The sequence below is a fragment of the Lacinutrix sp. genome, assembly GCF_029238095.1.
Lineage (GTDB): Bacteria > Bacteroidota > Bacteroidia > Flavobacteriales > Flavobacteriaceae > Lacinutrix.
On record NZ_JAQWGS010000023.1, the window covers coordinates 56,954 to 83,705 of the forward strand.

Annotated in this window: 22 protein-coding genes and 1 tRNA gene; 8 read left to right on the forward strand and 15 right to left on the reverse strand. The window is 31.2% G+C overall.

All coding sequences use genetic code 11. The features are described from left to right. Window positions 1–48: 48 nt before the first annotated feature. Complete coding sequence (gene ybeY / locus P8H50_RS06160; protein ID WP_300206699.1) at window positions 49–459, reverse strand: rRNA maturation RNase YbeY; 411 nt, start codon at window positions 457–459, stop codon at window positions 49–51. Then, window positions 452–3,970 carry a DUF4175 family protein gene (locus P8H50_RS06165; RefSeq protein WP_300206702.1) on the reverse strand — a complete coding sequence of 1,173 codons (3,519 nt, stop codon included), beginning with the start codon at window positions 3,968–3,970 and terminating at the stop codon, window positions 452–454. The genes ybeY and P8H50_RS06165 overlap by 8 nt, the downstream gene beginning before the upstream one ends. Window positions 3,971–4,124: 154 nt before the next feature. Here P8H50_RS06165 and gltX point away from each other — a divergent pair, with 154 nt between their 5' ends. Then, window positions 4,125–5,633 carry a glutamate--tRNA ligase gene (gltX, locus tag P8H50_RS06170; RefSeq protein WP_300206704.1) on the forward strand — a complete coding sequence of 503 codons (1,509 nt, stop codon included), beginning with the start codon at window positions 4,125–4,127 and terminating at the stop codon, window positions 5,631–5,633. 155 nt (window positions 5,634–5,788) lie between these two features. Here gltX and P8H50_RS06175 read toward each other — a convergent pair whose 3' ends face one another. Continuing rightward, a complete protein-coding gene (locus P8H50_RS06175; protein ID WP_300206706.1) occupies window positions 5,789–7,618 on the reverse strand; it encodes a T9SS type A sorting domain-containing protein in 1,830 nt (609 codons plus the stop codon). 275 nt (window positions 7,619–7,893) lie between these two features. Between P8H50_RS06175 and P8H50_RS06180 the strand changes: the two genes are divergently transcribed. Both P8H50_RS06180 and P8H50_RS06185 read left to right on the forward strand, forming a co-directional pair. Further along, window positions 7,894–8,832, forward strand: coding sequence for an SPFH domain-containing protein (locus P8H50_RS06180; RefSeq protein WP_300206708.1), 939 nt, complete (start codon window positions 7,894–7,896; stop codon window positions 8,830–8,832). A 214-nt stretch (window positions 8,833–9,046) separates the two neighbouring features. Next, entirely contained in the window at window positions 9,047–9,373 is a 327-nt protein-coding gene (locus P8H50_RS06185) for a hypothetical protein (RefSeq protein ID WP_300206710.1), read from the forward strand. A gap of 67 nt (window positions 9,374–9,440) precedes the next feature. Here the strand turns inward: P8H50_RS06185 and P8H50_RS06190 are convergent, their stop codons facing one another. The 3 genes from P8H50_RS06190 to P8H50_RS06200 form a co-directional block, all read right to left on the reverse strand. After that, entirely contained in the window at window positions 9,441–10,595 is a 1,155-nt protein-coding gene (locus P8H50_RS06190; protein ID WP_300206713.1) for a GNAT family N-acetyltransferase, read from the reverse strand. 67 nt (window positions 10,596–10,662) lie between these two features. Next, on the reverse strand, window positions 10,663–11,142 hold the full coding sequence (locus P8H50_RS06195; RefSeq protein WP_300206715.1) for a DUF1761 domain-containing protein: 480 nt from the start codon (window positions 11,140–11,142) through the stop codon (window positions 10,663–10,665). A 103-nt stretch (window positions 11,143–11,245) separates the two neighbouring features. Next, a complete protein-coding gene (locus P8H50_RS06200; RefSeq protein ID WP_300206718.1) occupies window positions 11,246–13,249 on the reverse strand; it encodes a glutamine--tRNA ligase/YqeY domain fusion protein in 2,004 nt (667 codons plus the stop codon). Window positions 13,250–13,380: 131 nt separating this feature from the next. Between P8H50_RS06200 and folB the strand changes: the two genes are divergently transcribed. Together folB and P8H50_RS06210 are read left to right on the forward strand one after the other, a co-directional pair. Further along, window positions 13,381–13,743, forward strand: coding sequence for a dihydroneopterin aldolase (gene folB, locus P8H50_RS06205; protein WP_300206720.1), 363 nt, complete (start codon window positions 13,381–13,383; stop codon window positions 13,741–13,743). Window positions 13,744–13,834: 91 nt separating this feature from the next. Next, a tRNA-Cys gene (locus tag P8H50_RS06210) sits at window positions 13,835–13,905 on the forward strand. Between the two features lie 171 nt (window positions 13,906–14,076). On the opposite strand, the gene P8H50_RS06215 is transcribed toward P8H50_RS06210, so the two are convergent. The 4 genes from P8H50_RS06215 to rnr all read right to left on the reverse strand — a co-directional run bounded on the left by P8H50_RS06215 (window position 14,077) and on the right by rnr (window position 18,313). Next, window positions 14,077–14,760: a LysE family transporter gene (locus P8H50_RS06215; protein ID WP_300206722.1), complete on the reverse strand. Its 684-nt coding sequence runs from the start codon at window positions 14,758–14,760 to the stop codon at window positions 14,077–14,079. Between the two features lie 191 nt (window positions 14,761–14,951). Then, a complete protein-coding gene (locus P8H50_RS06220; protein ID WP_300206724.1) occupies window positions 14,952–15,626 on the reverse strand; it encodes a head GIN domain-containing protein in 675 nt (224 codons plus the stop codon). A gap of 62 nt (window positions 15,627–15,688) precedes the next feature. Continuing rightward, window positions 15,689–16,021, reverse strand: a complete 333-nt coding sequence (locus tag P8H50_RS06225) for a YbjQ family protein (protein WP_300206726.1) — start codon at window positions 16,019–16,021, stop codon at window positions 15,689–15,691. A 99-nt stretch (window positions 16,022–16,120) separates the two neighbouring features. Then, on the reverse strand, window positions 16,121–18,313 hold the full coding sequence (gene rnr, locus P8H50_RS06230; protein ID WP_300206728.1) for a ribonuclease R: 2,193 nt from the start codon (window positions 18,311–18,313) through the stop codon (window positions 16,121–16,123). Window positions 18,314–19,048: 735 nt separating this feature from the next. Between rnr and rpiB the strand changes: the two genes are divergently transcribed. Beyond that, complete coding sequence (rpiB, locus tag P8H50_RS06235) at window positions 19,049–19,477, forward strand: ribose 5-phosphate isomerase B (protein ID WP_300206730.1); 429 nt, start codon at window positions 19,049–19,051, stop codon at window positions 19,475–19,477. Between the two features lie 20 nt (window positions 19,478–19,497). Further along, window positions 19,498–19,944, forward strand: coding sequence for a GNAT family N-acetyltransferase (locus tag P8H50_RS06240; RefSeq protein ID WP_300206732.1), 447 nt, complete (start codon window positions 19,498–19,500; stop codon window positions 19,942–19,944). 11 nt (window positions 19,945–19,955) lie between these two features. Here the strand turns inward: P8H50_RS06240 and P8H50_RS06245 are convergent, their stop codons facing one another. From P8H50_RS06245 to rnpA, 3 genes are read right to left on the reverse strand one after another with little or no spacing between them, the layout of a single operon-like run. Beyond that, window positions 19,956–20,816, reverse strand: a complete 861-nt coding sequence (locus P8H50_RS06245) for an OmpA family protein (protein ID WP_300206734.1) — start codon at window positions 20,814–20,816, stop codon at window positions 19,956–19,958. Between the two features lie 22 nt (window positions 20,817–20,838). After that, complete coding sequence (locus P8H50_RS06250; RefSeq protein ID WP_300206736.1) at window positions 20,839–22,485, reverse strand: S41 family peptidase; 1,647 nt, start codon at window positions 22,483–22,485, stop codon at window positions 20,839–20,841. Between the two features lie 4 nt (window positions 22,486–22,489). Beyond that, window positions 22,490–22,855 (reverse strand): ribonuclease P protein component, encoded by a 366-nt coding sequence (rnpA, locus tag P8H50_RS06255; RefSeq protein ID WP_300206738.1) that lies wholly within the window; start codon window positions 22,853–22,855, stop codon window positions 22,490–22,492. 130 nt (window positions 22,856–22,985) lie between these two features. Between rnpA and P8H50_RS06260 the strand changes: the two genes are divergently transcribed. Next, on the forward strand, window positions 22,986–23,144 hold the full coding sequence (locus P8H50_RS06260; protein WP_300206740.1) for a hypothetical protein: 159 nt from the start codon (window positions 22,986–22,988) through the stop codon (window positions 23,142–23,144). Window positions 23,145–23,216: 72 nt separating this feature from the next. On the opposite strand, the gene P8H50_RS06265 is transcribed toward P8H50_RS06260, so the two are convergent. Then, window positions 23,217–25,052, reverse strand: coding sequence for a M1 family metallopeptidase (locus P8H50_RS06265; RefSeq protein ID WP_300206742.1), 1,836 nt, complete (start codon window positions 25,050–25,052; stop codon window positions 23,217–23,219). Window positions 25,053–25,114: 62 nt separating this feature from the next. Next, window positions 25,115–26,728: a S8 family peptidase gene (locus P8H50_RS06270; RefSeq protein WP_300206744.1), complete on the reverse strand. Its 1,614-nt coding sequence runs from the start codon at window positions 26,726–26,728 to the stop codon at window positions 25,115–25,117. Window positions 26,729–26,752: the final 24 nt, after the last annotated feature.

The window sequence follows — 26,752 nt, forward strand, 5'->3', positions numbered from 1 at the left end:
TAAATCAAATTAATAAAAGTTTGCAAATATACTACGAATTAATGAATTCTAAATAAACGTTTTAAGATAGAACTCTTCTTTAGCTCTCATAAGTTTGGCGTCTTCAGGAGTCTTGTCCTTGTAGCCACAATAATGCAAAATACCATGAACCATAACACGCTGTAATTCTTCGTAAAATTGTACTTTGTAATCATTAGCATTGTCTTCTACACGTTCAGTAGAAATATAAATATCTCCTTGTAAGGTTTTTCCTGTAGAATAATCAAAACTAATAATATCTGTAAATGTATCATGATTAAGGAATTCTACGTTTATTTTATGAAGATATTCATCGTCGCAAAAAATATAGTTGATCTCACCTTCTATACAGTTCTCAGTAAGAATAACTGACGATAGCCACTTAGATAACTTAATTTCGTTAGTAAGATTAAAATTGTTTTCGTAATTAAAACTAATCATTCTTTTGTTTAAAATACTCTTGTACTTTTTGTTTATATATTTGCTGCAAAGGTAAGGCTTGTTTATTCAAAATTTCGGTAGTGTTGAAATATTCTTTAGCTCTTGGAATTTGATTATTTGTAGTGTTTGTATACTCTTTTTTATTAACTTCAGATTTACGTTTATTATCTTGACCTTGTTGAAAGGTCGCCTTCTCTAACTTTAATAATTGGTGTTGCAGATTCATCATTTTAGATAATACTTCATTTGTTAAGCCACTATTTATTAAATCTAATTCTACATCTTCCATTTGTTTAAGAAGTTGTTTTGCTTGAGCTGGTGTTCCTAATCCCATTTTCTCATCTAAAGCGAGTTTATCTTCCAGTGCTTGACGGATTAACTGTTGTTGTTGGTAGATTTTATATAGTTCTCCATTGACATCTTCATTAAAACCATCTTGACCGTCTTGGCTTCCTCCTTTACCTTCACCATTATTCCCTTTACCTTCTCCTTCTCCCTTTCCATCGCCTTTACCTTCGCCCTCTTTCCCATTTTTACCGTCCTCGCCTTTATTACCATTTTCTCCTTCTTTTCCATCCTCTCCTTCATTACCAGGTTTTTTGCCTTCACCTGGTTTTTCTCCTTGCTTGTCTCCAGGTTTCTCTCCTTCTCCTTCTTGAGGTTGTCCGCTTTCACTTTTATTTTTAGTATCTTCTGCTTGCTTATTAAGTTCTTCTTGACTTATAATAATGTCTGGTAACGGCATACCCCCTTCTCCTTGACCTGATCCAGGAGATGGCATAGCATTCATTAAACCGTCTAAAGTGTCACTTAAAAAATTAGCTAGATTATTTGCAGAAGTAACCGTGTACTGCTGTGAAGAAACACCTTTGTATATGTTGTTTTCTGCTAACTCTGCAAGTGCTTTATCAATATTAAAATACACTTCAGAAATCTCTTTATTAACTTGTTCAGAGATTTTAGGTTGACGTAATGAAATAGCAAATAAGCTGTCGTCTATATGCTCAAAATGTGTACGTAAATCTTTCTGTTTTTTTAGGTATGTCGCATATTCGTTATGGTTAACTTCTATACTTTTAAATTGATTCATAACCTTCTCCTCATCAAATGAAAACAACACTAAGTTGTCTAAAATTTGACGTAACATTTCTATATCTTCTTGAAGTGCTTCACCTCCTGCTCCACCTTGTCCCATTTGGGCTTGTATTTTCATGCTCATCTCTTTCATTTTTTGGGCTGCAGCTTTTTGTTTCGCTTTGGCTTTAGCATTTTGTTCTTCTTTTGCTTCTTCTTCTTGAATATCTTCTTTTTTATCTAATGCTTCAGTAGCTTTCTGCTGGTCTTCTTTTACATTTTCTTCTTTATTCTCATCTCTTGGAAGCTTTAGAGGTTGTTTAAGTTGCTTATTATCTTTTTCAAGTTCATCTAGTTGTTTTTGTATGTCTTCAAACTGTTTGTTTAAAGCGTCTTGCTGTGCCTTGGTATTCTCTTTTGAGTCTTTATTAGCTAATTCGTCTTGTTCTTTTGCAAGCTTATCTAACTCATTACCAATCTTTTCCATTTTTTTAGAGACATAGTAACGCTTTGTAAGTTCTAACATTTGCTCCAAACTTCTTTTTTGGTTTTTTGCTTTTTGGGCGAGTTTGTCTAATTTCTCAGAAAACTCTTCCTTATTCATCTTATCACGCAATTTTTCAAGCTCCTCAAGAAGTTTTTCGTCTTTTTTAAGCTGTTCTTCATTTTCTTTTAATCGCTCTTTTAGGTCTTCTTTAAATTGATCTTCTTTTTTGTTTTCTTTTTGAAAATCTTCTAAATTCTCTTGTAGCTTTTTATTAAACTTCTGCATCATTTGCTCTTGCTGCTTTTGGCGCTTAATAAAGTTTTCGAATTTCTTTTTATCATTAAAATTAAGTTCGCTTTTTTCCTTTTGTGTTTTTGAGAGTTCTTCTAATTCTTTTTGCTGGTCTTCAAACTTTTCTAAAGATTTATTTAAATCTTGAATGGTTTCATTTTGCTCTTGTAACTGTTTTTGTTCTTCTTCATCTGTAGTGCGTTTTCTATAGCTAAACACACTACTTTTTGTGCTTTTGTTTTTATTAACAGCATCGTTATCGAAAACCTCAAAGTATAAATCATAGCTTACACCTTGGGTGATTTGTAAATTGTTTGGAAAGGCACTAACAAATTGGCTGAAATTAGATTTAGAAATTGGTATGACTTCTGTTTTTTTATCCTTATTGTTTCCGCTAGGATAATACACTAGCTGTAACTTGTAAAGTCCGTAATCATCACTCACTTGTCCTAAAAAGTATAAGGATTGTTGGTCTAAAGAATCGACTTTTGACTGTAACTTCAACTCTGGATATTCGTCTCTTACAACTTGTATATTAAACGCTAAATTTTCGTAATCGTTTAATTTACTGTTGCTTGTAGCAATACTATAATCTATAGTATTGTATAACCTTTTGGTCGTATTAAAATTGCCATTATTAGTATTATTAAACAACACAGTATCTTTAGAATAAAGCGTTGCGTAATCTGTAGCTTTCGTTCTTAATTTCCAAGTCACATTAGTTCCTGAAGGCACAACTGCATTTCCTGAACTTTTTAAGACCTCATCTCTTTTATTAGTGTAATTTGGATAATCTAAAACCATATCAAAACTAAGCAAAGTAGGTACAGGAGCCACAGTAATGGTATAAGGTTTTGAGGTTACATTATTAGCAGATAAGTAGAACGTGATGTTGGTTTTTGGTTGCTCGAAAACATATTCAAAAGCACCAACGCCAAGTTGCTGAAGATAATAGGTCTCGTTGTTAAATGTTATTTGTGCGTTTTCTGGTGTTACCTCTCCTGCTGTTTTTACAATTAATCGAAACTCTTTATTTTCGACAGCTTGCATGTCTTCATTTAGAACAAAAAACTGAAATGGTGCTGGAGGTTCATAAGCGGTCTGATAATTTACAACGCGCTCATAACTGTCGCTAAACCAATTTAATTTTCCTGAAATGGCTGTTACTAAAATAATAAGCAGTGGAATGGTTGCATATTTTAGATATTTCGCGTTTTTTTTAAAATTAATAGCCAATTTAAAAGGAATTGGTGTTAATTCTGCCGATTTCTGGTCGATACTTGCTAGAAGGAGTTCAGAATTTGATGTTGTATTTTTAAGCTGAAGAACATTTAATAATTTATCATTTACTTCTGGAAAATGATTACCAATTAATACAGAAGCGTCTTCGTAATGTATTCCTTTTTGAAATTTAAATAGTTTGGCAAGAGGTAATATTATAAACTTTGAAAATAAAGCGAGTTCTACGCTAACAAACAACCAGAATAAAATGGTTCTTGCAGAGGAGTTAAGCCATAAAAAATGCTCTACTAAAAGAGTTATTAAAAAGTAAAGCAAACCTATACTAAAAAACAAAATCACACCTTTAATCAACTCATTGACGTAATATTTTCTAATAAATTGCTCTAATTTATATTGTATGTTTTTAAAATTATTCAAAATAAAATTGCTTTTTAGCTTTATAACTCACTAAAATACATTTTTATTTTCTAAACAATATTAGCTTTTTGTTAAAAGCTTATTTTAAACAAAGCCCTCTTTTCTTTGTACTGTTCATATATCAAATTATCTTTGCCAAATCAAATTAAAAAAAATGTCTAAAAACGTTCGTGTGCGTTTCGCACCAAGTCCAACAGGACCATTACATATTGGAGGAGTTAGAACCGCACTTTTTAATTATTTATTTGCAAAAAAACACAATGGTACTTTTGTGTTGCGAATAGAGGACACAGACCAAAACAGGTTTGTTGAAGGTGCAGAACAATACATTATTGATGCATTAAATTGGTGTAATATTCCTTTTGATGAAGGACCAAACAAAAACGAAAAATTTGGGCCTTACAGACAGAGCGAGCGTAAACATTTATATAGAGAATATGCAGATAAACTTATTACTTCTGGTCATGCTTACTATGCTTTTGATACCGCAGAAACTTTAGATTCTAAAAGAAAGGAGTACGAAGCAAATAAACAAACATTTATATACAATTGGCATAATCGTTTAGAATTAGACAACTCTTTAGCGCTCACTGCTGAGGAAACTAAAAATAGATTAGATAATGGAGACGACTACGTGATTCGTTTTAAATCGCCTCAAGACCAAACGCTTCATCTTAAAGATTGCATTCGTGGTGATATTAAAATTGACACCAATGTTTTAGACGATAAAGTATTATTTAAAAGCGATGGTATGCCAACCTACCACTTGGCAAATATTGTAGACGATTATTTAATGGAAATCTCTCATGTTATTCGTGGTGAAGAATGGTTACCATCTTTAGCATTACATGTGCAATTATATACTGCTTTTGGTTTGGAAGCACCTGAATTTGCACATTTACCTTTAATACTAAAACCTACAGGAAAAGGAAAATTAAGCAAGCGTGATGGTGATAAATTAGGTTTTCCTGTGTTTCCATTAGAATATACTTCTCCAGAAGGAGACGTCTCTAAAGGCTATAAAGAAGAAGGTTATTTTGGAGAAGCTGTAATTAATTTCTTAGCTTTTTTAGGATGGAATCCAGGAACAGAACAAGAACTTTTTAATCTAGAAGAATTAGTTTCTGCTTTCGATTTAGATCGCGTAAATAAAGCTGGAGCACGTTTTGATCCTGATAAAACAAAATGGTTTAACCACCATTATATGCAAGAACAAAATAATGAGGTTTTAGCTGAAGTTTTTAAAACAATGCATTCTAAGTTAGACGATATTGATGTAAATTATATTGCCTTGGTTGTAGGTTTAATTAAAGAACGTGCAACTTTTGTAAGCGACTTTTGGGGTTTAAGCAGTTTTTTCTTTGTTGCACCTGAAAAGTATGATGAGAAAGCCTGTAAAAAAGCCTTTAAAGAGGATACCAAAGAGCTAATGACGCATCTAATATCAATAATAGCATCTATTGAAGTTTTTGACGTAGAAACACTTCAAAAAGAAATAAAAGGATGGATTACCAGCAACTCTATTGGTTTTGGAAAAGTAATGATGCCCTTACGTTTGGCCTTAGTTGGTGCTTTACAAGGTCCTGATGTTTTTGATATTATGTATTTAATTGGTAAAAACGAAGGTGTAAAACGTATTGAAAAAATAGTTTCTATGCTATAATGCCTTTTCTCATTTGAAAAACCGCACTAAAACACCTTTTATATTTTACTATGATTTCAAATTAGAATTGATATAAAACTTAAAAGGTTTCATAAAAAAGCGAGCTCATATTAATTTAGAGCTCGCTTTTTTATTTAAATAATGTTATGTGTAATCTATTCTTTTATAAACTTTAAAACAGTGTCAACATCTGAAAATTTAATAAAATAGGTGCCAGTTACTAAATTAGATACATCCATGGTATTAGAAGTTATATTAACTGTTTGGTTTTTTACTTTTTGACCTAACATATTAAAAACAATAGCATTGTGCTCTTGCTTAATATTCTTTAAGGTTATTATTCCATTTGTTGGGTTTGGGAATATTGAAATTGTATTTGCAGCAAACTCATCTACACTTAAGTTACAAGTGTAAGGAGGCATATTATATCCTTGAGCTGTAAACCTATCAGTAATTGCTTGAATATCTGCACAAGTATAACCACCAGCAGTTCCCATGTCTATGGCAGCTTGCCTTACAGCTATGGCTGCGTTTTCTTGATTGGTACCACTATTTGTCATACCTAAACCTTCTAAAAACGCTCTGTCTGTTTTATTTCTTCCTATATCTTCCCAAATTTCCATTAAAGTAGTTGCCCACATTTGTCCATCTGTATGTATTTGTCCTGTTAAGTTAGTTGGATATTGTCCTGTATAAACAGTTGTTCTTCCGTTCCAACATGGATTATGTCCATCCCAACCAAAAACAAAGTTTCTTGCAGCATCGCTTACAGACCACAATCCTAAGCTTCTTTTGTAAGAATTTGCCCAATAATCTCCACTACCTTCACTTAAGCCGTCTACTTGCGATAAACCACCATTAGTTATCCAATCGTGTAAACCATGGCCTAACTCGTGAAGTATAACATCTGCATCTTCTGCATCATCAACACAACCTTCACCAAAATTTAAAGTTCCTGAGGTATAAAACGAATTATCTGCTCCACTTGCTCCATGTGGATCAAATCGAATAACGCCTCCATTTTGTGGTGGTGCTAAAGCTATACCTAAATCGTTATTAATATATCTCATTGATTTATCTGTATGATAATACACATTTACTGCTTCGAAGCCATCTTCTTGTCTATTAAATTCAAAATTATTTGTGCTTTGTATAAACAAACCTTTATTAGGCGATGTTAATTCTGCAATTTCAGTAAAAGGACCTCTTAATCTATATTGGCCTCCAACTAATTCAATATCTAAAAGGGTTACGGCTGTTCTTGCGGCATCTAAAGCGGCATTGGTAGCATCGTTCCCGTCAACAAATTGTCCTCCAAAAGCACTTGAGGTTGCTGTTAATGGATCTGTATCATAAATCATTGCAGAACCTGTTGCCATAAAAGATACAGATTTATTTTGCTTATTGGCTTGCTTTTTCTTGTCTTTGTCTTTGTCTCCATGATAATAAATAGCAATGTCTTTAGAACTTAAAATAGCTCCTGTTTGCGCATCTACCATAACTTCCCAACCTCCAGATTTTGAATAGGCTTGAACAAAAACTCTATACGCTAAAGCTGTTTCATTATTTTGATTAATAAGAAAAAGGGCTCTCTCTTGTTGAATAATACTAGAAACTTCAACATTTAGATTGTTTAATGCAATATTAAAAGCTTCGGTCTCAGTAATACTTGGTGTTGTGTTTATGGTTTGTATAGAGTCTTTATAAGTACTTGCATAATAAGTAACAGTGTTTCTATTAGATACATGAACTGTTACTTCAGCATCAAACACCTGTACTCCATTCATCATTTGATAAAAACGAAATGTTTCTCCAGCTAAACCTGCTCTACTAAACAACATTTCGAAAGTATGATGTTCTTGTATGTTTAGTTCGTGTTTATTATCCTCTAACCAGTTTGTAGCAACGGTTAACTTTTCTACTTGAGCAAAAAGCGAAAAGCAGCTGAATACGCTAAATAGGGTAAAAAGTAGTTTTTGTTTCATAATTTAATGTTTTAAGTGTATGTAATATAGTTAATTTAACCTTAGTAGTTTATCTAGTATAAAAAATTTTGAAATATAGGCTTAAAAATTTAATATTACTTACAACAAAAAAAATGTAACAAACATAGCCAAATAGCTACTAATAAGGAAAGTTGTGTGTTTTTCATTGTAAATAGTAATGTAAATGGATAAATATAACTTATTTTAGTATTTCAAATTTTATAAACTTTAAAAGCTAATAATTTAGCTTTTTTTAATCTTTTAAAAAAACTGTCATGGGAAAAATTTTTCTTATTCCGATTTTATTCTTCGGAATCATCATTCTAATTTCGGCTTTCTTCGTTGTAAAGCAACAAACTGCTGCAATTATTGAGCGTTTTGGTAAGTTTCACAGTATTCGCCAGTCTGGTTTACACTTAAAAATTCCACTAATTGATAAAGTGGCTGGACGCTTAAGCTTAAAAATTCAGCAACTAGATGTTATTATTGAAACTAAAACGTTAGATGATGTATTTGTTAAGTTAAAAGTATCTGTTCAATATAAAGTAGTTACAGCTAAAGTTTATGATGCATTTTATAAATTAGATTATCCTCACGAACAAATCACGTCTTATGTTTTTGATGTAGTACGTGCCGAAGTTCCAAAAATGAAGTTAGACGACGTTTTTGTTGAAAAAAACAATATTGCATTAGCAGTAAAAGCCGAGTTAAATGATGCCATGATTGATTATGGTTTCGATATTATTAGAACTTTAGTAACAGATATTGATCCAGATCCTCAAGTAAAAATAGCAATGAACCGAATTAACGCTGCAGATAGAGAAAAAACAGCTGCACAATATGAAGGTGATGCGCAACGTATTTTAATAGTAGAAAAAGCAAAAGCAGAAGCAGAAAGCAAACGTTTACAAGGACAAGGTATTGCAGACCAACGTCGTGAAATTGCTCGTGGTCTTGAAGAAAGTGTTGAAGTCTTAAATAAAGTTGGTATTAATAGTCAGGAAGCTTCTGCCTTAATCGTTGTAACACAACATTATGACACCTTACAAGCGATTGGTCAACATACCAACAGTAACTTAATTTTAATGCCTAATTCGCCGCAAGCAGGAAGCCAAATGTTAAACGATATGGTTGCTAGTTTTACAGCAAGTAACCAAATTGGTGAAGCTATGAAAGAAGCAAAACTTAATAAAAACAAGAAATTAGGTAATTAACATTTAAAACCTATTACGTTATGTTAAAAAAAGTATTTACATCCTTTTTATTTGTTTAACTGCTCAGGTTTTTTCGCAAAACACAGAAACACTTAAAGCACATGCTTTACGAGATGCTAAATAAGCTACACAGGCAACTTTAAAAGAAGATTTTAAAAAATTACTAACTTATACACATCCAAATATTTTAGATGCTGCTGGTGGCTCAGAAGTTATGGAATCTTATTTAAAAACAACTTTTGCACAAATGAAAGCAGACGGTTTTGCATATGAGGTTGCGGAAACGAGAGCAGTTTCAGATGTTGTAAAAGAACAAGGAGAATATCGTTGTTATGTTGAAAATTATATTGTTATGGTTATGAAAGACAAAAGAATTTTCTCCACAAGCTATATGTTAGGTTTTTATAACGAAACAAGCAAAAGGTGGTCTTTTGTAGAAGCAAAGGAAATGAAAAATACGGGTTCTATAATTGCTTATTTTCCAGATTTTAAAACCAATTTAGATATTCCTGAAAACACAATGAAAATGGAAGACATTTAAATAGCTTCTTTCTTTACAATAATAAAGGCAAACTCAATGAGTTTGCCTTTATTATTTTTAACACTATTTATTTAAAAGGATGTCTTTCTACCCATTTAGTAACTGGATTTAGGTATTTAACAATTAATTTAAGCATAGAATTTGCTAGGAAATTGGTATGCTTCATATAAATTTTCATGGTTTTTGGTTTTGCACCAACAGAACTCTTAATTTCCATTGCTGTTCTAGCATAAACAATGCTTTTATAGCTATTTTCAATACCATATTGAGCCATATCGAAAAGCATATTTAAATACATTTGGTGTTTATATTGATACTTCTGATTATAGCCTAAAAAATAAGTTTCTAGAATTTTATTATTGAGTATTAAAGTAAAAAACCCAACAAGCTCTTGATCTACAAAATAACCAATAACTATAAAGTTTTCCTTTAGTTCTTTTTTTAAGATTTTAAAATGATTTTTATTTAAGATGAATGAGTTTACACGTGCATTGTGTGAAACATTTTTATAGAGTTGAAAAATTTCTGACTCTAAAACAGTTAAATCTTCTAAAGATAATTCTCTTTTAAAAAGCTGTTTTCCTTTCTTTCTTGCCGACTTATAGCGATCTCTATACTTTTTGGTAAAAGCTGTTATATAATCTTCAACAGATTCCCAAGACTCTGGAACTTTAAAAATCATATTAGGTTGCACTTGTACTTTATAAAGCTTGTGCGCTTTAAAAAATGCTTGATTTTTATGTATAGTGTCTGTTTCGAAGTAGTCTTTAAAAGCAATTAACCTTACTTTTTTATTGTGCTTTTGTTTAAGTTGGGATGTAATGGTTTTAATAGCCAGGGAAACTTGATTTAGGTAGTCTATATAACTTATGCTTTCGGTTTTAAAGTACAGACCATGCTGTCCTGTGTGCATAATATTACCAATAATTAAAGCATTACCAGTTACAATTTTTGAGATGAGATGTTTTGTTTTTTGAATTAAATATTTATCGTTCGTGTTTCTAAAAATATCTTCTAAATACATTTCTACACGTTGTATTATAGCCAACCCAACAAGTTCATTGTTTTTAAAAATACCTAAGTAATTTGAAGTAATATTTTTAGGGCTTGATTGTTCTAAGGCCTTTAAAAATGCGGTTTTTAAAAACAAGTCGTTGTTTGGCAAAGCATCCCAAGAGTATGGGAGTTCGCTTACTTTAGAATAAATTTTATAATCAATCAAAATTCTAGACAAGAAAAAAGACCGAAACAGTACATTTCAGTCTTTGTAAAGTTAGCATTTATACTCATTATCTCCAACCGCATATAATGGCTCCCATAATTGCTAAAGAAACGATCCAATATCCAGAGTTGATAAAAATATATTTCCAGCTTTTGCGTTCAAACATTCTGTTTATTGCAATAACAGGTAAAAACAAGAAGACACCTGCTAAAACACCGTGTAGAGCACCATGTTTAAAGGTTCTAAACTCGTTTCCATATTCTTCCATAAAAGCAAGATAAGTTGCAGTTTCACCTAATTCTCCTTGTGCTAATGCAAAAGCTCCCATTTGATGATTAGTTAATTGTTGTAAGAAGAAGGCTAAAATAAACGATAAAAACAAGGTTAGACCAAAAATAAGAGCCATGTTTCCACTTTTCATTTTCTCTTCAGTCATTTCTGCTTCTCGCATCCATACATTACCAAAAAGTTTTGGGTTATACCATAAAAACCCTAGAACAAGAGGTGCAATTGCTGCTACTAAAATTGCTAAAAAATTAAATTCCATATTTATAAATGTATTAGTTAGATCGTTCAATTTACAAAAAAGTAATTACTTAAAGATTTTATTGATTTATTAACCACACAACAAGCTTAAGGTTTGTTATTTATTATTTTAATGCACTAGCTTCGGCAACAAGCAATTCATTTTTATCGTTTAAAGCTTTAGAGATAAAATCATTAATAGCATCATTTTTTTGTAATCCGTTGTCTAATAAAACACCCAAACTTATCATAGTAATTAAACGAGTACCTGTTTTTTTAACAGCAGTTCCAAATAGAGGCTCTAAATCTTCATACGTAACGTTTTTAGCTAACTCTTGAATTTCAGCTTTCGCCTTTTCGCGTTGCTGGTCTTGCATACGATCGTACTTTTTACCGTAAGATTTTATTTGCTCGATAGCTGAACGCTTATTTTGTTGTGGTTGCTTTTGCAAATTATTATTCTCTTTCGGCTTTACTTTAGCCCATGAATCTCTTAATCCAACTGTTTTATTAAATACTAATTTTTGTGATGTGGAATCTTTATCTACATTAAAATAACCTAAACGTTGAAACTGAAACTGCTCTCCTATTTTAGCTTTAGTTAAACTTGGCTCTACAAAAGCTTCTATAATTTTTAAAGAATTAGGATTTATAAAATCCATAAAATCTTTGTCTGTATGACTATCTGGAGCTTCGTCTGTAAACAATCTATCATATTCTCGCACCTCAACTTTAATGGCATGTTTTATAGAAACCCAATGTAAGGTACCTTTTACTTTCTTTTCTGTGTCTTCAGAATAAGTACAGTGAACTTCTGTTACATTACCTTTAGCGTCTTTTACAACACGTTCTGCTTTAATAATGTATGCGTTTTTTAGTCTTACTTCACCTCCTAATGTTAAACGAAAAAATTTACTTCCTGCTGCTTCTTTAAAGTCTTCCTTTTCAATATATAGTTCACGAGAAAATGGTACTTTTCTATAACCAGCACTATCATCTTCTTGATTATTTTCTGCCTCAAGCCATTCTTCTTTATCTTCTGGATAATTGGTAATAATTAGCTTTATTGGATTTAAAACAGCCATAACACGATCTGCTTTTTTATTTAAATCTTCACGAATACAAAATTCTAAAAGCGATACATCTATTATATTTTCTCGTTTTGCTACACCAACAGTTTCTACAAATTTTCTAATAGCTTGTGGTGTGTAACCACGACGACGTAATCCTGAAATAGTTGGCATTCTTGGGTCGTCCCAACCTGAAACCACACCTTCTTCTAAGAGTTTAAGCAACTTGCGCTTACTCATTATTGTATAATTAAGGTTTAAACGCGCAAACTCACGCTGTTTTGGCAACATAGGATACTTGTTCTTGGCGAAACCGAAAACTTGCTCCTTAAACCAGTCGTAAAGCTCTCTATGAGGCTTAAATTCAAGAGAGCATAATGAATGCGATATTTGTTCTATATAATCGCTTTCGCCATGCGTCCAGTCGTACATTGGATAAATACACCAATCATTAGCTGTACGATGGTGATGCTTTTTTAATACACGATACATAATGGGATCACGCATGAGCATATTAGGATGTTGCATATCTATTTTCGCGCGTAAAATATGTTCTCCTTCATTGCATTCTCCAGCTTTCATTTTTGCAAATAACTCTATGTTTTCTTCAACTGTTCTGTTTCTATATGGACCATCTATTCCTGGTTGTGTAGGTGTTCCTTTTTGCTCTGCCATAGCTTCGCTAGATTGAGAATCTACGTATGCTTTGCCTTCTTTAATTAACAAAACAGCCCAATCGTATAGTTCTTGAAAATAGTCTGAAGAATATAGCTCTTCTGCCCATTTATAGCCTAACCAAGAGACGTCTTCTTTAATGGCATCAACATACTCCTGCTCTTCTTTTGCAGGATTTGTATCATCGAAACGTAAATTTACTGGTGCATTATATTTTTCACCTAAACCAAAACTAATACCAATGGCTTTAGTGTGGCCAATATGTAAATATCCATTAGGCTCTGGTGGAAAACGAAAACGTAATTTATCTTTAGATAATCCGTTTGCTAAATCTTCTTCTATAATATGCTCTAAAAAATTGAGCGCTTTTGTTTCTGTAGACATAAATAATACTATTAATTCCTTAACATAATCGTTTGTAAAATTAGTTAATTTTATTCTTAAAGAATTCTCAAGTGATTATAAATTAATTTAAAACGCTTTTTTAGGTACATTTGCCAACATAAATACTGAAAATGGGAATAATTAAAGTTGAAAATATCCGCGTTTACGCTTATCATGGTTGTTTAAAAGAAGAAACAGCTATAGGAAGTGATTATCGAGTGGATTTAAAAGTAAAAGCTGATTTACAAAAAAGTGCTAATTCTGATGCGCTTAGCCATACTGTAGATTATGTGCTATTAAATGCAATTGTTGTTGAAGAAATGGCAACACCAAGTGCGCTTTTAGAGCATGTTGCAAAACGTATTTTAGACCGCATTTTCACTGAAGATAAACTAGTTACCATCGCAACAGTTGCTGTTAGTAAAATAAATCCACCAATAAGTGGAGATGTAGAAATGGTGACTATTGAATTAACAGAAAAAAGGAAAAACTAAGCGTTTTTAAATTTATTACCAATCTAACAGAAGTTTATTTGGTATAAGTAGCGTAAAAAGGGATTTATTTTTATATTTGCCTACCTAATTAGGTGTCGTGGCCGAGTGGCTAGGCAGTGGTCTGCAACACCATCTACAGCGGTTCGAATCCGCTCGACACCTCGATAAAACCTTCAACTTATGTTGAGGGTTTTTTTATGTTTTAAATTTTATGAAAATTTAGAGTAATGGTTTACAGCAGCTCGAATACGCCTAAATGCTCAAGAAATCTTTAGTGAAAACAGAAGGTTTTTTTATTTCTAATTTTTAGGAAAAATACTTAATTGAAAGAACTTAATGATTGGTTTGCTCTTCGATTTGATCTATAATTTGTTGCGGATTCAATTTATCTTTAGGAAGAAAGCCTTTAATAATAAGTACTGTACCACAAACCGCTAAAATAAGACCTAAAAAACGTTTAACCTTAATAATAGCTTGAGGTGTTAACTTGTTTTTTAATTGTTTTGCTAGTAATATTTTTATTATATCTGTAACAAAGTAAGCTGTTATCATGGTTCCAAAAAAAACAATAAACCTATTGGTATTATTATCTAAACTAGGACCAACAACAATAATGATTCCCAACCAAAAAACAAGAACGCCAATATTTATAAAGTTTAAAAAAAAGCCTTTAATAAATAATGTAAAATAGTTTGTTTTTGGTGCTGATAGCTGTTTGGTATCTATGGCTTCTTTTTTGGGTTTTTTAAAATATATAATGAATCCATAAACCGCTAAAATTGTGCCGCCAAACACATATAAACCTGGTTGATTACTGAGGTTTTCTAATAACTGAAAACTAGAGAAATAGGCAATTGCAATAAATAAAATATCTGCTAGAATAACACCTAAATCGAAAGCTAAAGCTGCTCTAAAACCTTTAATTACACTTGTTTCTAGAAGTACAAAAAAAACAGGACCAATCATAAAAGCTAAAAAAAAGCCTAATGGTATTGCTGCCTGAATATCTTCAATCATAAAAAAGGAAAGTCTATTTACTACAAAGTAAAGAAATTATGTGATTAAAGTAAAGAATTAATAGTTTTTAGTAAGCTATTGTTATTTAAACACAAAAAGCTTCAGAAAATATGAAGCTTTTTTATATTCTTTTAATGAGATTATTTGGAAGCCTATTTTAAGCAAAGACTAAAAACTTAAAATAACAGAATTTAATTTTTAATCTCTATTCTACCTCCAAAAGTTTGTTTTTTCTTAACGTTTTTTGGGTTTCCATAAATATAAATGTCTCCACCTGCTGTTATTCTTGCATCTACGCTTTCGCTAGCATTAATATCTGCTTCACCTGCTGCTCTAATTTTAACTTTAGTGTCCTTAGAGATGAGTTCTTTTCCTTGATAAATACCACCTGTGTTTATGGTTACATCTTGAGATTTTGATTTTCCTTTAGTTTCTATAATTCCACCAGATACAGATCTTACTTCCAGGTTTTTAACATCTAATCCTATTTTTAAAATAGCACCTTCTTGTACTCTAAGTTCTATTTTATCTTGTTCTATAAGCTCATTACCAACAATTTTTGCACCTTCATTACCATCTATAACCTCTAGTGTTGTGTAGTGTACTGCTACAAATGTTTTTGTGCCATCAAAAGTACGCTCAAATTTCATACGTACTTTTAATATGTTATTTTTTGAAATAATTTCTACATCGTCTGCATCTTGTCCAGAGATAACAACTTTGTTTTGGTCTGATTTTACCAAACTAATATGAATTAAATCGTAGACTTTAACGGTTGTAAAGTCTTGTACAGTCATCTCTTTTGGGTTTTGAGAAAAGAGAGAAATTGAAATAAATAGAGAGATTACAAATGTTACTAGTTTCATAATAAAAATAATTGTTTCTTATAAAGAGTCTATAAAACTAGAAGTGTTACAGTTTTTAAATATTATTTTTCTATTACAACACTTACAGCTGTTCCTGTTATTGAAATTATTAATGTAGCTGATTGCAATAAAGGTTCTATATCTACTTTAATACCAACTATAGCATTTGCATTTAAAGCTTGAGCGTTACTTTTTAATTTTTGAAATGCTTCCTCTTTAAGATTTTGAAGTCCTTCTTCGTAAGCTTCATAATATTTTTTCATACTAAACATATCTTTAAAAGACATCTTTTTACCTTTATAAGAATAACTTGAGTTATATGAAATTCCTGTTACAATACCTTTGTATTCTACTATTCTAAAACCTTCTATAGAGTTTGTTGTTGTAAGTACCATAATTAATTTTTTTATATTGGTTTACTAATTTAAAAAATAAAGCTTCTCGATACAATTCTGAAGGCTTTTAGAATCACTCGAAGTGATAAATATTTAAACTTAAGGTTTTCCTATTAATTCGAAATCTAAATGACGTTTAATTAAATCGGCTTGTTTTACTTTTACAATAACTTCATCACCTAGTTGGTACATTTTTTTTGTTTTTTGGCCAATTAATGCAAATTGCTCTTGATCGAACGTATAGTAATCTCCTTTAATATCGCGTGTTCTTACCATACCTTCACATTTATTGGATACAATTTCTACGTAAATTCCCCAATCTGTTGCTCCAGAAATAACACCTAAAAACTCTTCGTCTTGGTGGTCTTGCATAAAACGAATTTGCATATATTTAATAGAATCTCTTTCGGCTTTTGTTGCTAAATATTCCATATCACTCGAGTGTTTACAACGTTCTTGGTATACTTCTGTATTTGCAGATTTTTCACCATCTAGATAGCGTTGTAATAACCTGTGTGCCATAACATCTGGATAACGACGAATAGGAGAGGTAAAGTGACTGTAATAATCGAAAGCTAAACCGTAATGACCAATGTTTTTGGTAGTATATTCTGCTTTAGACATGGTACGTATTGCTAAAGTATCGACTAAGTTTTGTTCTTTTTTTCCTTGAACATCACTTAATAACTTATTTAAAGATGATGCTATACCTTCTTTATTGTTGAAATTAAGCTTATGTCCAAATTTAGATACAACGCCTTGTAAAGCCATTAATTTATCTTCGTTTGGTTCGTCATGTACTCTGTAAACAAATGTTTTTTCTGGTTTTTGTTTTCCTATAAACTCTGAAACCTTTCGGTTTGCTAACAACATAAATTCTTCAATTAATTTATTGGCATCTTTACTGGTTTTAAAGAATACACCAACTGGATTAGATTCTTCATCTAAATCGAATTTTACTTCTACTTTATCGAAACTAATCGCACCAGAACGCATACGTTGTGCACGCATAATTTTAGCGAGTTCGTCCATTTTTAAAACTGCATCTGCAATGGCTTGATCTGTTTTGTATACTGCTCCTGTTAGCGATACTTCGGCTGGAATAGTATTATTTTTATTTTCTATAATTGCTTGTGCTTCTTCGTAAGCAAAACGAGCATCAGAGTAGGTTACTGTTCTACCAAACCATTCGTTTTTAATATTAGCTTTAGTATCTAATTCAAATACTGCAGAAAAGGTATATTTTTCTTCATGCGGTCTTAAAGAACAGGCTCTATTACTAAGAATCTCTGGAAGCATTGGTACTACTCTGTCAACTAAATAAACAGATGTTGCACGTTCGTAGGCTTCATCGTCTAGAACAGTGCCTTCTTGAAGGTAGTGAGAAACATCTGCAATATGGATTCCTATTTCGTAATTACCATTTTCTAAAACAGTAAAAGATAAAGCATCATCAAAATCTTTTGCATCTTTTGGATCTATGGTAAAGGTTAAATCTTTACGCATATCGCGTCGCTTTGCAATTTCTTCTGGTTTAATATTTAAATCTATAGTGTTTGTGTAGTCTTCAACTTCTTTTGGAAATTCGTATGGTAAACCATAATCTGCAAGAATAGCGTGAATTTCGGTATTATGTTCTCCAGCTTTACCAAGTACTTTAATCACTTTTCCGTTAGGAGAATCAGCTTTTTCTGGCCATTCTTCCATAGTTACTAGTACTTTGTCACCATCTTCTGCATTCTTGGTTTTATTAATTGGTACAAAAATGTCTGTTTTCATTTTGTTACCATCAACCACTACAAATGCAAAATTTTTGCCTTTATGAATTTGAATAATGCCAACATAATCCGTTTTTGCTCGTTTAATTATTTTGGTTATTTCGCCTTCAAGTTTACCTTGTTTTCTACGTTTATAGATGTATAATTCTACTTCATCACCATTCAACGCTTTGTTAACATTATTGGATGCTATGTAAATATCGTCTTCAAAATCTTCGCAAATAACATAACCGTTACCCCGTTGTGCAGCATCGAAAATTCCTGTGTGATATTCTGTATTATTTATAATCTGGAATTTACCACGATCTATTTCTTTAATATCTTCTTTAGCTTTAAGTTGCGCTAATTTTTTTATAATCTGATTGCGACTACTAGCATCGTTAACACCTAATTTAGCTGCAATTTGTTTGTAGTTATAAGATTGGTTTCTGTCTTTTTTTAAAATACTTAGAATTGTATTTGTTAGGTTAGAAATCTTGTTATGTGAAGGTTTCCTGTGTTTCTTTTTTGTCATTTAATTTGTAATCATATTGAATTTCTAAAGTTAAGTGAAATTCTGTTATTTTTTAACTTAATATAAGCGAAGAGAGGTTATTAAGTTTATGCAAAGCTACGTTTTTAATATTAAATCGGTATTTCTTTAATATTAAGTTAACTAAAACTCTTATCAACATTTATAATATATATTATTATTCTTTATTTAAAATTAAAAAAAAAAATGATGATGATTATTGCTTGTGAATAGCGGTATAACTTTTTAAGGTTTTAATTGTTTAGGTTACTTTTCTCTTTCTACTAACAGTTTATAAACATATTAAAAGACTGGTTTTTATACTATTTAACTTTACTATTAACAACTGTTTATAACCTAAGTTCACAACTAATTTTTAATAAGTATTTTATTTTTTTGTGTTGGTATCTGTTCTTTTTTTAATGATAAATAACCAAAAGAAAATAGCTAACTTTTTTGGTGGTTAACTTTGTACTTTAGTATGAAAATTTAACTGGAAAAACCTAATAAAAGTTTTAATAACCTATAATTAGATATTAACAAGTAGTCAATAATAAATAGTACACTTGTTAACAGCAACTATAAATACTACTATAGTATTCGTTTTATTAAACTTAAAAAATTTGAATAAGTAAAAGGTAGTATGTTATGGATACTTATAATCAATTATTAACTTTGAATTTATAAATAATTTAAGAATAGATTTCTGTGAAAGCGGAAAATAAAAAACTTTTTTCAATGAAAATATCTATAGGTAACGATCATGCTGGTACAGATTATAAATTTGCTATTGTAAAGCATTTAGAAGCTAAAGGTATTACAGTTCTAAATCACGGAACAGATGCCACAGAGAGTGTAGATTATCCAGATTTTGTTCATCCTGTAGCAAAAGATGTAGTCTCTAAAATTTCAGATTTTGGTATTTTAATTTGTGGAAGTGCCAATGGTGTAGCCATGACAGCAAATAAACATCAAGGTATTAGAGCAGGTATTTGTTGGACTAAAGAAATTACAGCACTTACTAGACAACATAATAATGCAAATATTATTTGTATTCCAGCGCGTTATACAGCTATACAACAAGCTATTGCTATGGTAGATACTTTTTTAGAAATTGACTTTAAAGGAGGAAGACACCAAAACCGTGTAGATAAAATTCCGTGTTAATATTATTTTAAAATAAAGCTATGCTTAATATAGTTATTAAACCATTTAATGAACTTTCTATACTAGAGTTGTACAATTTATTACAATTAAGAAGTGAAGTGTTTGTTGTAGAACAAGATTGTGTATATCAAGATATTGACGGGAAAGACCAAAATGCATTACACGTAATTGGTTATAAAAATGACAGAATCGTAGCTTATACTCGTCTTTTTAAACCAGGAGATTATTTTAAAGCATCTAGTATTGGCAGAGTAGTAGTTGCTAAAAACCAAAGGCAATTTAAGTATGGTTACGATATTATGGAAGCCTCAATTAAGGCTATAAAAACACATTTTAATGTTACAGAAATTAAAATATCTGCACAGTGTTATTTAAAAAATTTTTATAATAATTTGGAGTTTTTTGAAATAGGAGAGGAGTATCTTGAAGATGGAATTCCACATATTGCTATGTTATATAAAAAGTAAAAAATTATTATTTAATTCTTCTCTGTAACATAAGTAACTAATATCTCGACTCTTCTATCTAATTCTGGTGCACCACCAAGAGGAAACTTTCTACGCATACCAACGTATTTCATTCGTTTTTTATCGACACCTTTTTTAGCTAAATAATCGTAAATAAAACGAGCTCTTGCAACCGATAGATTTCTCTTTCCTGTTTTTTTATCTACTGCATCTCTACTGTTTTGCGTACAACACACATGACCTTGTATTGTAAAATATATATTTTTATTTTCTACCATAATTGTAGCTAGCTCTTCGAGTGTTTTTTTAGAACTTGAAGTTACATAACTATAACTTGTTTTAAAATAAATTTTATCTAAACGAATTTTATCTCCTTTTTTAACAGTCCCTTTTTTTATATCGTCTGTGGTTTTTTCTTTTGTTTTTTCTTTGTCTACAATTTCAACCGCTTCTTTAATATCTTTTTTAGGTGTTTTTTTGGTAACAATTACTTCAACTTTTCTATTTAAACCACGAATTTGGTGCACTTCTTCTTCGTTTAAAACTTTTAAAAGTATTTCTCCTTTTCCATTAACATTAGTAATTAAATCTGGATCTATACCATAACCAGAAAACATATCTTTAATGGTATTTGCACGATTTTGAGAGAGTTCTAAATTGTATTCGTTTGTACCTCTATCGTCTGTAAAACCGTAAATAGAAACTTTTTCTACTGGAATACTATCTAGAGAAGATATAAACAGAAGTAATCTGTTTTCTTCTGTTAAAGGCACTTCATATTTATCTGTATCAAAATAAACATCATGAGTTAATTCTTGTTGTGAATATCCTGATAATGATACCAATAAAAAAAGAGTAATTAAATATTTCATTTTAATATATTTTTTATTAAAATTAGTTTAAATAGCGCTTGTATTTAGTTGGATTTTCTAATATTTCTGTAGCTTTTTTAATTTCGTTATTATGAAGCTTATAATACTCGTATAAACCTTCTCTATAGACATAGCGTTTAATAATCTCATCACTTAATAAACCCATGAGTTGAGATTTATTATCGTCTAAAGCTTTAATTTTTGATTGGTTTAGATTTTGAATTAATGTGTTATAATCACGTTGAATATCATCATCTAAATTTTCTGTTTTAGCTATTTCTAAAGCCTTATTAAGAGACTTTTCTGTTTCTGTCTCGAAAGAGAACTCTGTAGTATTTAAAAATGTTTTAAACTCTTTAAAATCTGAATCTGTTAATTTCCAGTCGTTAATATTAGTAATATTTGTGTTGTTATAGTAGTATTTTGTTGCAAAATCAAAAATAGTTTGGCTACTTAAAACAGCCTTTGTAATAGTAGAATTTTTTGTGTTTTCTAAAGCTTCATCTGGAAAAACACCACCACCATCAAAAACTTGTCTTCCGTTTTTTGTTTTAAAAACATTATAATCTTTTTGTTTTACTCTTACAGCATTTCCTTTTTCGTCTTTATTCCAGTAGTCTAAAGCTTGAATACATCTTCCAGAAGGTGTATAATAACGAGAAATAGTAACTTTTAACTGTGTTCCATAAGTCATTGCTTTAGATCGCTGCACTAAGCCTTTTCCAAAACTTCTTGATCCTACTATAACACCTCTATCTAAATCTTGTATGGTTCCAGATACAATTTCACTTGCAGAAGCACTACTACCATTAATTAACACAACGAGAGGAATCTCTGTATCTATAGGTTCATTTTTTGTATAATATGTTCTATTGTATTTTTTTACTTTAGATTTTGTTGTTACAACTAGTTGTCCTTTTGGAACAAATAAATTAACAACGTTAACAGCTTCACTTAATAATCCGCCAGGATTTCCACGTAAATCTAAAATTATATTTTTTGCACCTTGAGCCTTTAAATCTTTTAAAGCATATGCTGTTTGTTGTGATGTTTTTTGGTTAAATTTTGTAAGCACTATGTAACCAGTTGTTTCATTAATCATAGAAAAATGAGGTACAGCATCTATTTCTATTTCACTATGTTTAACTGTAGTTTTAGCTGTTTTACCTTGTCTTACGTATGTTATTTCTGCAGACGAGTTTGGCACGCCTTTAAGTAGGTTTCCAGCATCTTCTTTGTAATTAGCAACTAGCTGTCCATCTATTTCTATGATTTCGTCTCCAGCTTTTAAACCTGCTTTGTCTACTGGATACCCTTTATAAGGCTCTATTATAACTAGTTTTTCTTTTAATATTTTTACATGAGCTCCAACTCCTGTATAATCTCCAGTTCTCTTAATTCTTTCAGCTTCAACATCTTGTTCGTTATAAAACTTCGTATAAGGATCGAGTTCGTTTAACATGTTTTTAATAGCATTATCCATTAAATCTCCTGGATTAGTTTCGTCTACATAATTCATATTCAACTCTTTAAAAAGAGTGGTGAATATTTCAATTTGCTTAGCAATTTCAAAGAAATCGTTATTAAAGGTTTTAAATGCTGAACCTGTAAGTAGTATTGTAAGTGCTAAAATAGGGATGAGCACTTTTTGTTTTAGTAATTTTTTCATTGTTCTAGCTATTAGAAATAAAGTCTGTAAATTTAGAGATTACCTTTTTTGTTTTAGTATTTACCAATTCAAAATCTGGCATATCTTTACTAATATATAATATCATTAACGCGTAATCGCTAACTTCATTATTTATTAACATGGATTTATTTAATCTGTAAGCTTCTCTTAACAAGCGTTTTATACGAATTCTATCTACTGCACGCTTGAAATTACGTTTACTTACTGAAACACCTACCTTTAAAGATTCACCATGTTTTAAATACACCAACCGCAAAGGATATGCCGAAACCGATTGTCCTTCAAGAAATAATTGCTCGATGGTTTTTTGGCTCTTTAATTTTTCGTGTTTATTATAGGTTAGTTTCATTTGTGTTGATATAAAACAAATATAACAAATACATACAAGTTTTAAGCTTCATTTTTACATATGATATATGTCATATTTTATTTTTTAGATTTCTCTTAACTTAATGTTTTATTATTAAAACCTTTTAAGAATGGGAAATTTAAATGTTACAAAACTTTTAGCTAAACAAATCTTTCACCTTTTTGGTTTTAGAGGTCAAAAGTTAGATAACACACATCTTTTGTTTAATAACAGAGAGCGTGTTGCCAGAGTAGATTTATATAAAAACGAAATTTGGTATAAAAATTAATAATGTGGTTTATTAAATACAAAAAAGCCTTATCAGTAACGATAAGGCTTTTATTTTTATGTTGTTATCTTTTTACTTTTTATTATTTGTCTTGTCTATATCTGCCATTAAATTATTGGTATCAATTTCTACGCTTTTTACAGTTTTTTTAGCGTCAAAAGAATACGTTGGGTAAGCCCAAGCCCAATCTTTAATAATAGTTGCACTTGTTGGTTTTTCTCCACGCATCATTTGTAGAGGTATGTATATACTTTCTTTAGAACCATCGGTATAAGTAACTTCAAGATCTATTGGCATTGGCATTTCGCCAATACGCTCTAAAGTAACTGTGTTACCTTCTATACTTTTTACACCATAATCTATTGTGTTTGTAGTCATAGTCCAATCAGTTAAATACCACTCTAATTCTAAACCAGATACTTTTTCTGCAACGCGAATAAAATCGTTTGGTGTTGGGTGTTTAAAAGACCAATCTGTAAAGTATTGTTTTAATGTTTTCTTTAAGTTGTCTTCACCAATAACATAACCTAATTGAGATAAGAAAACCGATCCTTTGTTATATGCTGTAATACTATAAGCCATATTCGTTTCGTAACGGTCTGCATGTGTTGTTTGTGGTTTTTCTTTTCCAGATTTTGCTAAGTAAGTATAACCTCTATAAGCTCCTGCTGCAGGATTATCACTGTTCTTATTGTTAATTTCATCCATTGCATGATCACTAATATAACTAGTAAAACCTTCGTCCATCCATTCATGCTTTCCTTCGTTTGTTGCTAATAAGAATTGAAACCATGTATGTGCCATTTCGTGCGCTGTAACACCCATTAAACTTCCTAATTTACGTTTTCCAGTAATTAAAGTACACATAGCATATTCCATTCCTCCATCTCCACCTTGTATAACAGAGTATTGATCGTAAGGATATTTACCAACATTTTCGCTAAAATATTGCATCATTTCAACTGTTTTGGGCTGAAGGTCTTTCCAGAACTGAAGATTTTCTGCTGGCAAATCGTTTTTGTAATAGAAATGAAGCATTGGGCCATTAGGTACTTGCATAGTATCGTGAATATAATCTGGATCTGCAGCCCAAGTAAAATCATGAACATTTGGTGCCTTAAAATGAAGCGTTTTTTTATCACCTTTAACTACTGGGTTAGGTTGAAGATACCCTGTACCACCAACAACATAGTTCTTATCAATAGTTAATTTTAAATCAAAATCTCCCCAAACACCATGAAATTCTCTAGCAATATATGGGTAAGCGTGCCAGCCCTCAAAATCATATTCAGATAATTTAGGATACCACTGCGTCATTGATAAAGCAACACCTTCTGCATTATTTCTTCCAGAACGACGAATTTGAACAGGTACTTGAGCATCAAAAACCATATCGAAAGTTACACTTTCTCCAGGTTGAATAGCCTTGTTTAAAGTCACCTCTAAAATTGTTCCAACGGTTTCGTGCTTTACACTACTTCCGTTTTGTTTAAGAGAGGTTACGTTTATATAACCTATTTCATTAGGCTTTAGTTTGCTTATTCGGCTTTCTTTTTCACTATTAACCTCGTTTACCATTCTTCCATCTGGATCTATAATAGATTGTAGTCTTGCATCCATTTCACTTCCTGGTTGAAATGCATTAAAGAATAAATGATAAAACACTTTATTTAATACATCTGGAGAGTTGTTAGTATAAACCAATGTCTGTTTTCCTTGATATTGGTAGTTATTAACGTCCATATCTATCTCCATTTTATAGTCTACATGTTGTTGCCAATATGTTGATTTTGCAGAAGAAGAATTTGTTGTAGAACCTGTTTTAGTTGATGTTGAAACACTTTTTGATGAGCCACAACTCATTAAAAATAAAGAAGCCGAAAAGCTAAAAAGAAGCACTTTTTTCATTTTAATTTATTTAAACAAAAAAGCCTCAGTAATTATTACTGAGGCTTTTTTAAGATTATTAATTATTTAGATAATTGCGATGCCATAATTAAGGCATTATAAGCATTAACCATTTTACCAGACTTTGTTAAATCACTAAATGGTCTAATATCTTCTGCATTACCACCTACAACAACTTTAGTGTTAATAGCTAAACCAGAGTCCATAATAACTTGCTTAACTTGAGCAGCAGTTAATTTAGGGTATTGAGACCAAACTAAAGCAGCAACACCAGCAACAGCAGGAGCAGCCATAGACGTTCCGCCTTTAGTATCATATTCGTTTTCTGGTGTTGTAGAATATATTTCAGCTCCAGGTGCAAAAACGTCTACGTTTTGTTTTCCGTAGTTAGAAAAACTAGCAACCATATTTGTACCATATTTTGGGCCTAATGCGCCAACACGAATATACGTATTACTAACTTCTACATAATTTACATTATCATCTGGAAAATTAGGTTCGGTATCTACATCTTCACTAGAGTTTCCTGCTGCGTGAACAAAAACAACACCTTTATCACTTGCATATTTTATTGCGTCTCTAACCCAATCAGCATGTGGAGAAAAACTTTTACCAAAACTTCCGTTAATTACTTTTGCACCATTATCTACTGCATATCTAATGGCTTTAGCAACGTCTTTATCATATTCATCTCCATTTGGTACAGCTCTAATAGCCATAATTTCTACATTGTTACCCACACCATTTGCTCCTAAACCATTGTTACGTTCTGCAGCAATAATTCCAGCAACGTGAGTACCATGACTTTCAGATTTTTTAACAGGCATCACGTTTCCGTTTCCGTAACCAGGTTTATCGTTAAAATCGTTAGGATTATCTCCTGTTTTTCTACCATTAAAGTCTTTGTTTAGGTTATAAGCTACTTGATCTCCATAATACTCAATACCTCCTTTTATTTGGTCTAAAACAGCAGGTAAAGAAGGTGCACCTCTAGAAAACATATTAGTTGCTGCTTGAACTGCTCCTTTTAATGTTTCATCTTCTGTTTCTATAGCTGCAACTTCTTTAGCAGTATAATCTTCTTTATTAAAATGAGTTGTTAATGTTTTGTGCGCACCACCAACCATTTTGGTAAGACCATCCATTTGTTGTTTTCCAGCAAGTGCTTGATTGTAATCCGTATCTAATTTAGCTTTAGCCTCTGCAAATCTTGGAGCACTTGTGTCTCCACTTGCTACTAAGCGAACGTATTCTAATTGCTCATCGTAGCCATCTCCTAAAAAGTTCCAGCCATGAATATCATCTACATAACCGTTTTTATCATCATCTATACCATTGCCAGCAATTTCTTTTTTGTTAGTCCAAAGTACACCATCTAAATCTTCGTGAGAGATATCGATTCCAGAATCAATAACTGCAACTATTATTTTCTGTCCTTTTTTTCCTTTTATAATTTCAGCGTAAGCTTTATCTACACTCATTCCAGGAATAGTGTCTTTTGCAAGGTCTAGGTGTCCCCAATTATGAGCTTCTGCTTCTGTAAGCGCAGCTTCTTTAAGAGGTGAAGTGTCTATGTTTTCTAATGGAGTTGTTAAAATTGGTGCTCCACCACCACAGCTAGATAAAATAGCTGCTGAAAATACCGAAAACAAAAGTGTTTTATTTATTAATTTCATGTTATAAATGTTTAGTTGTTTTTA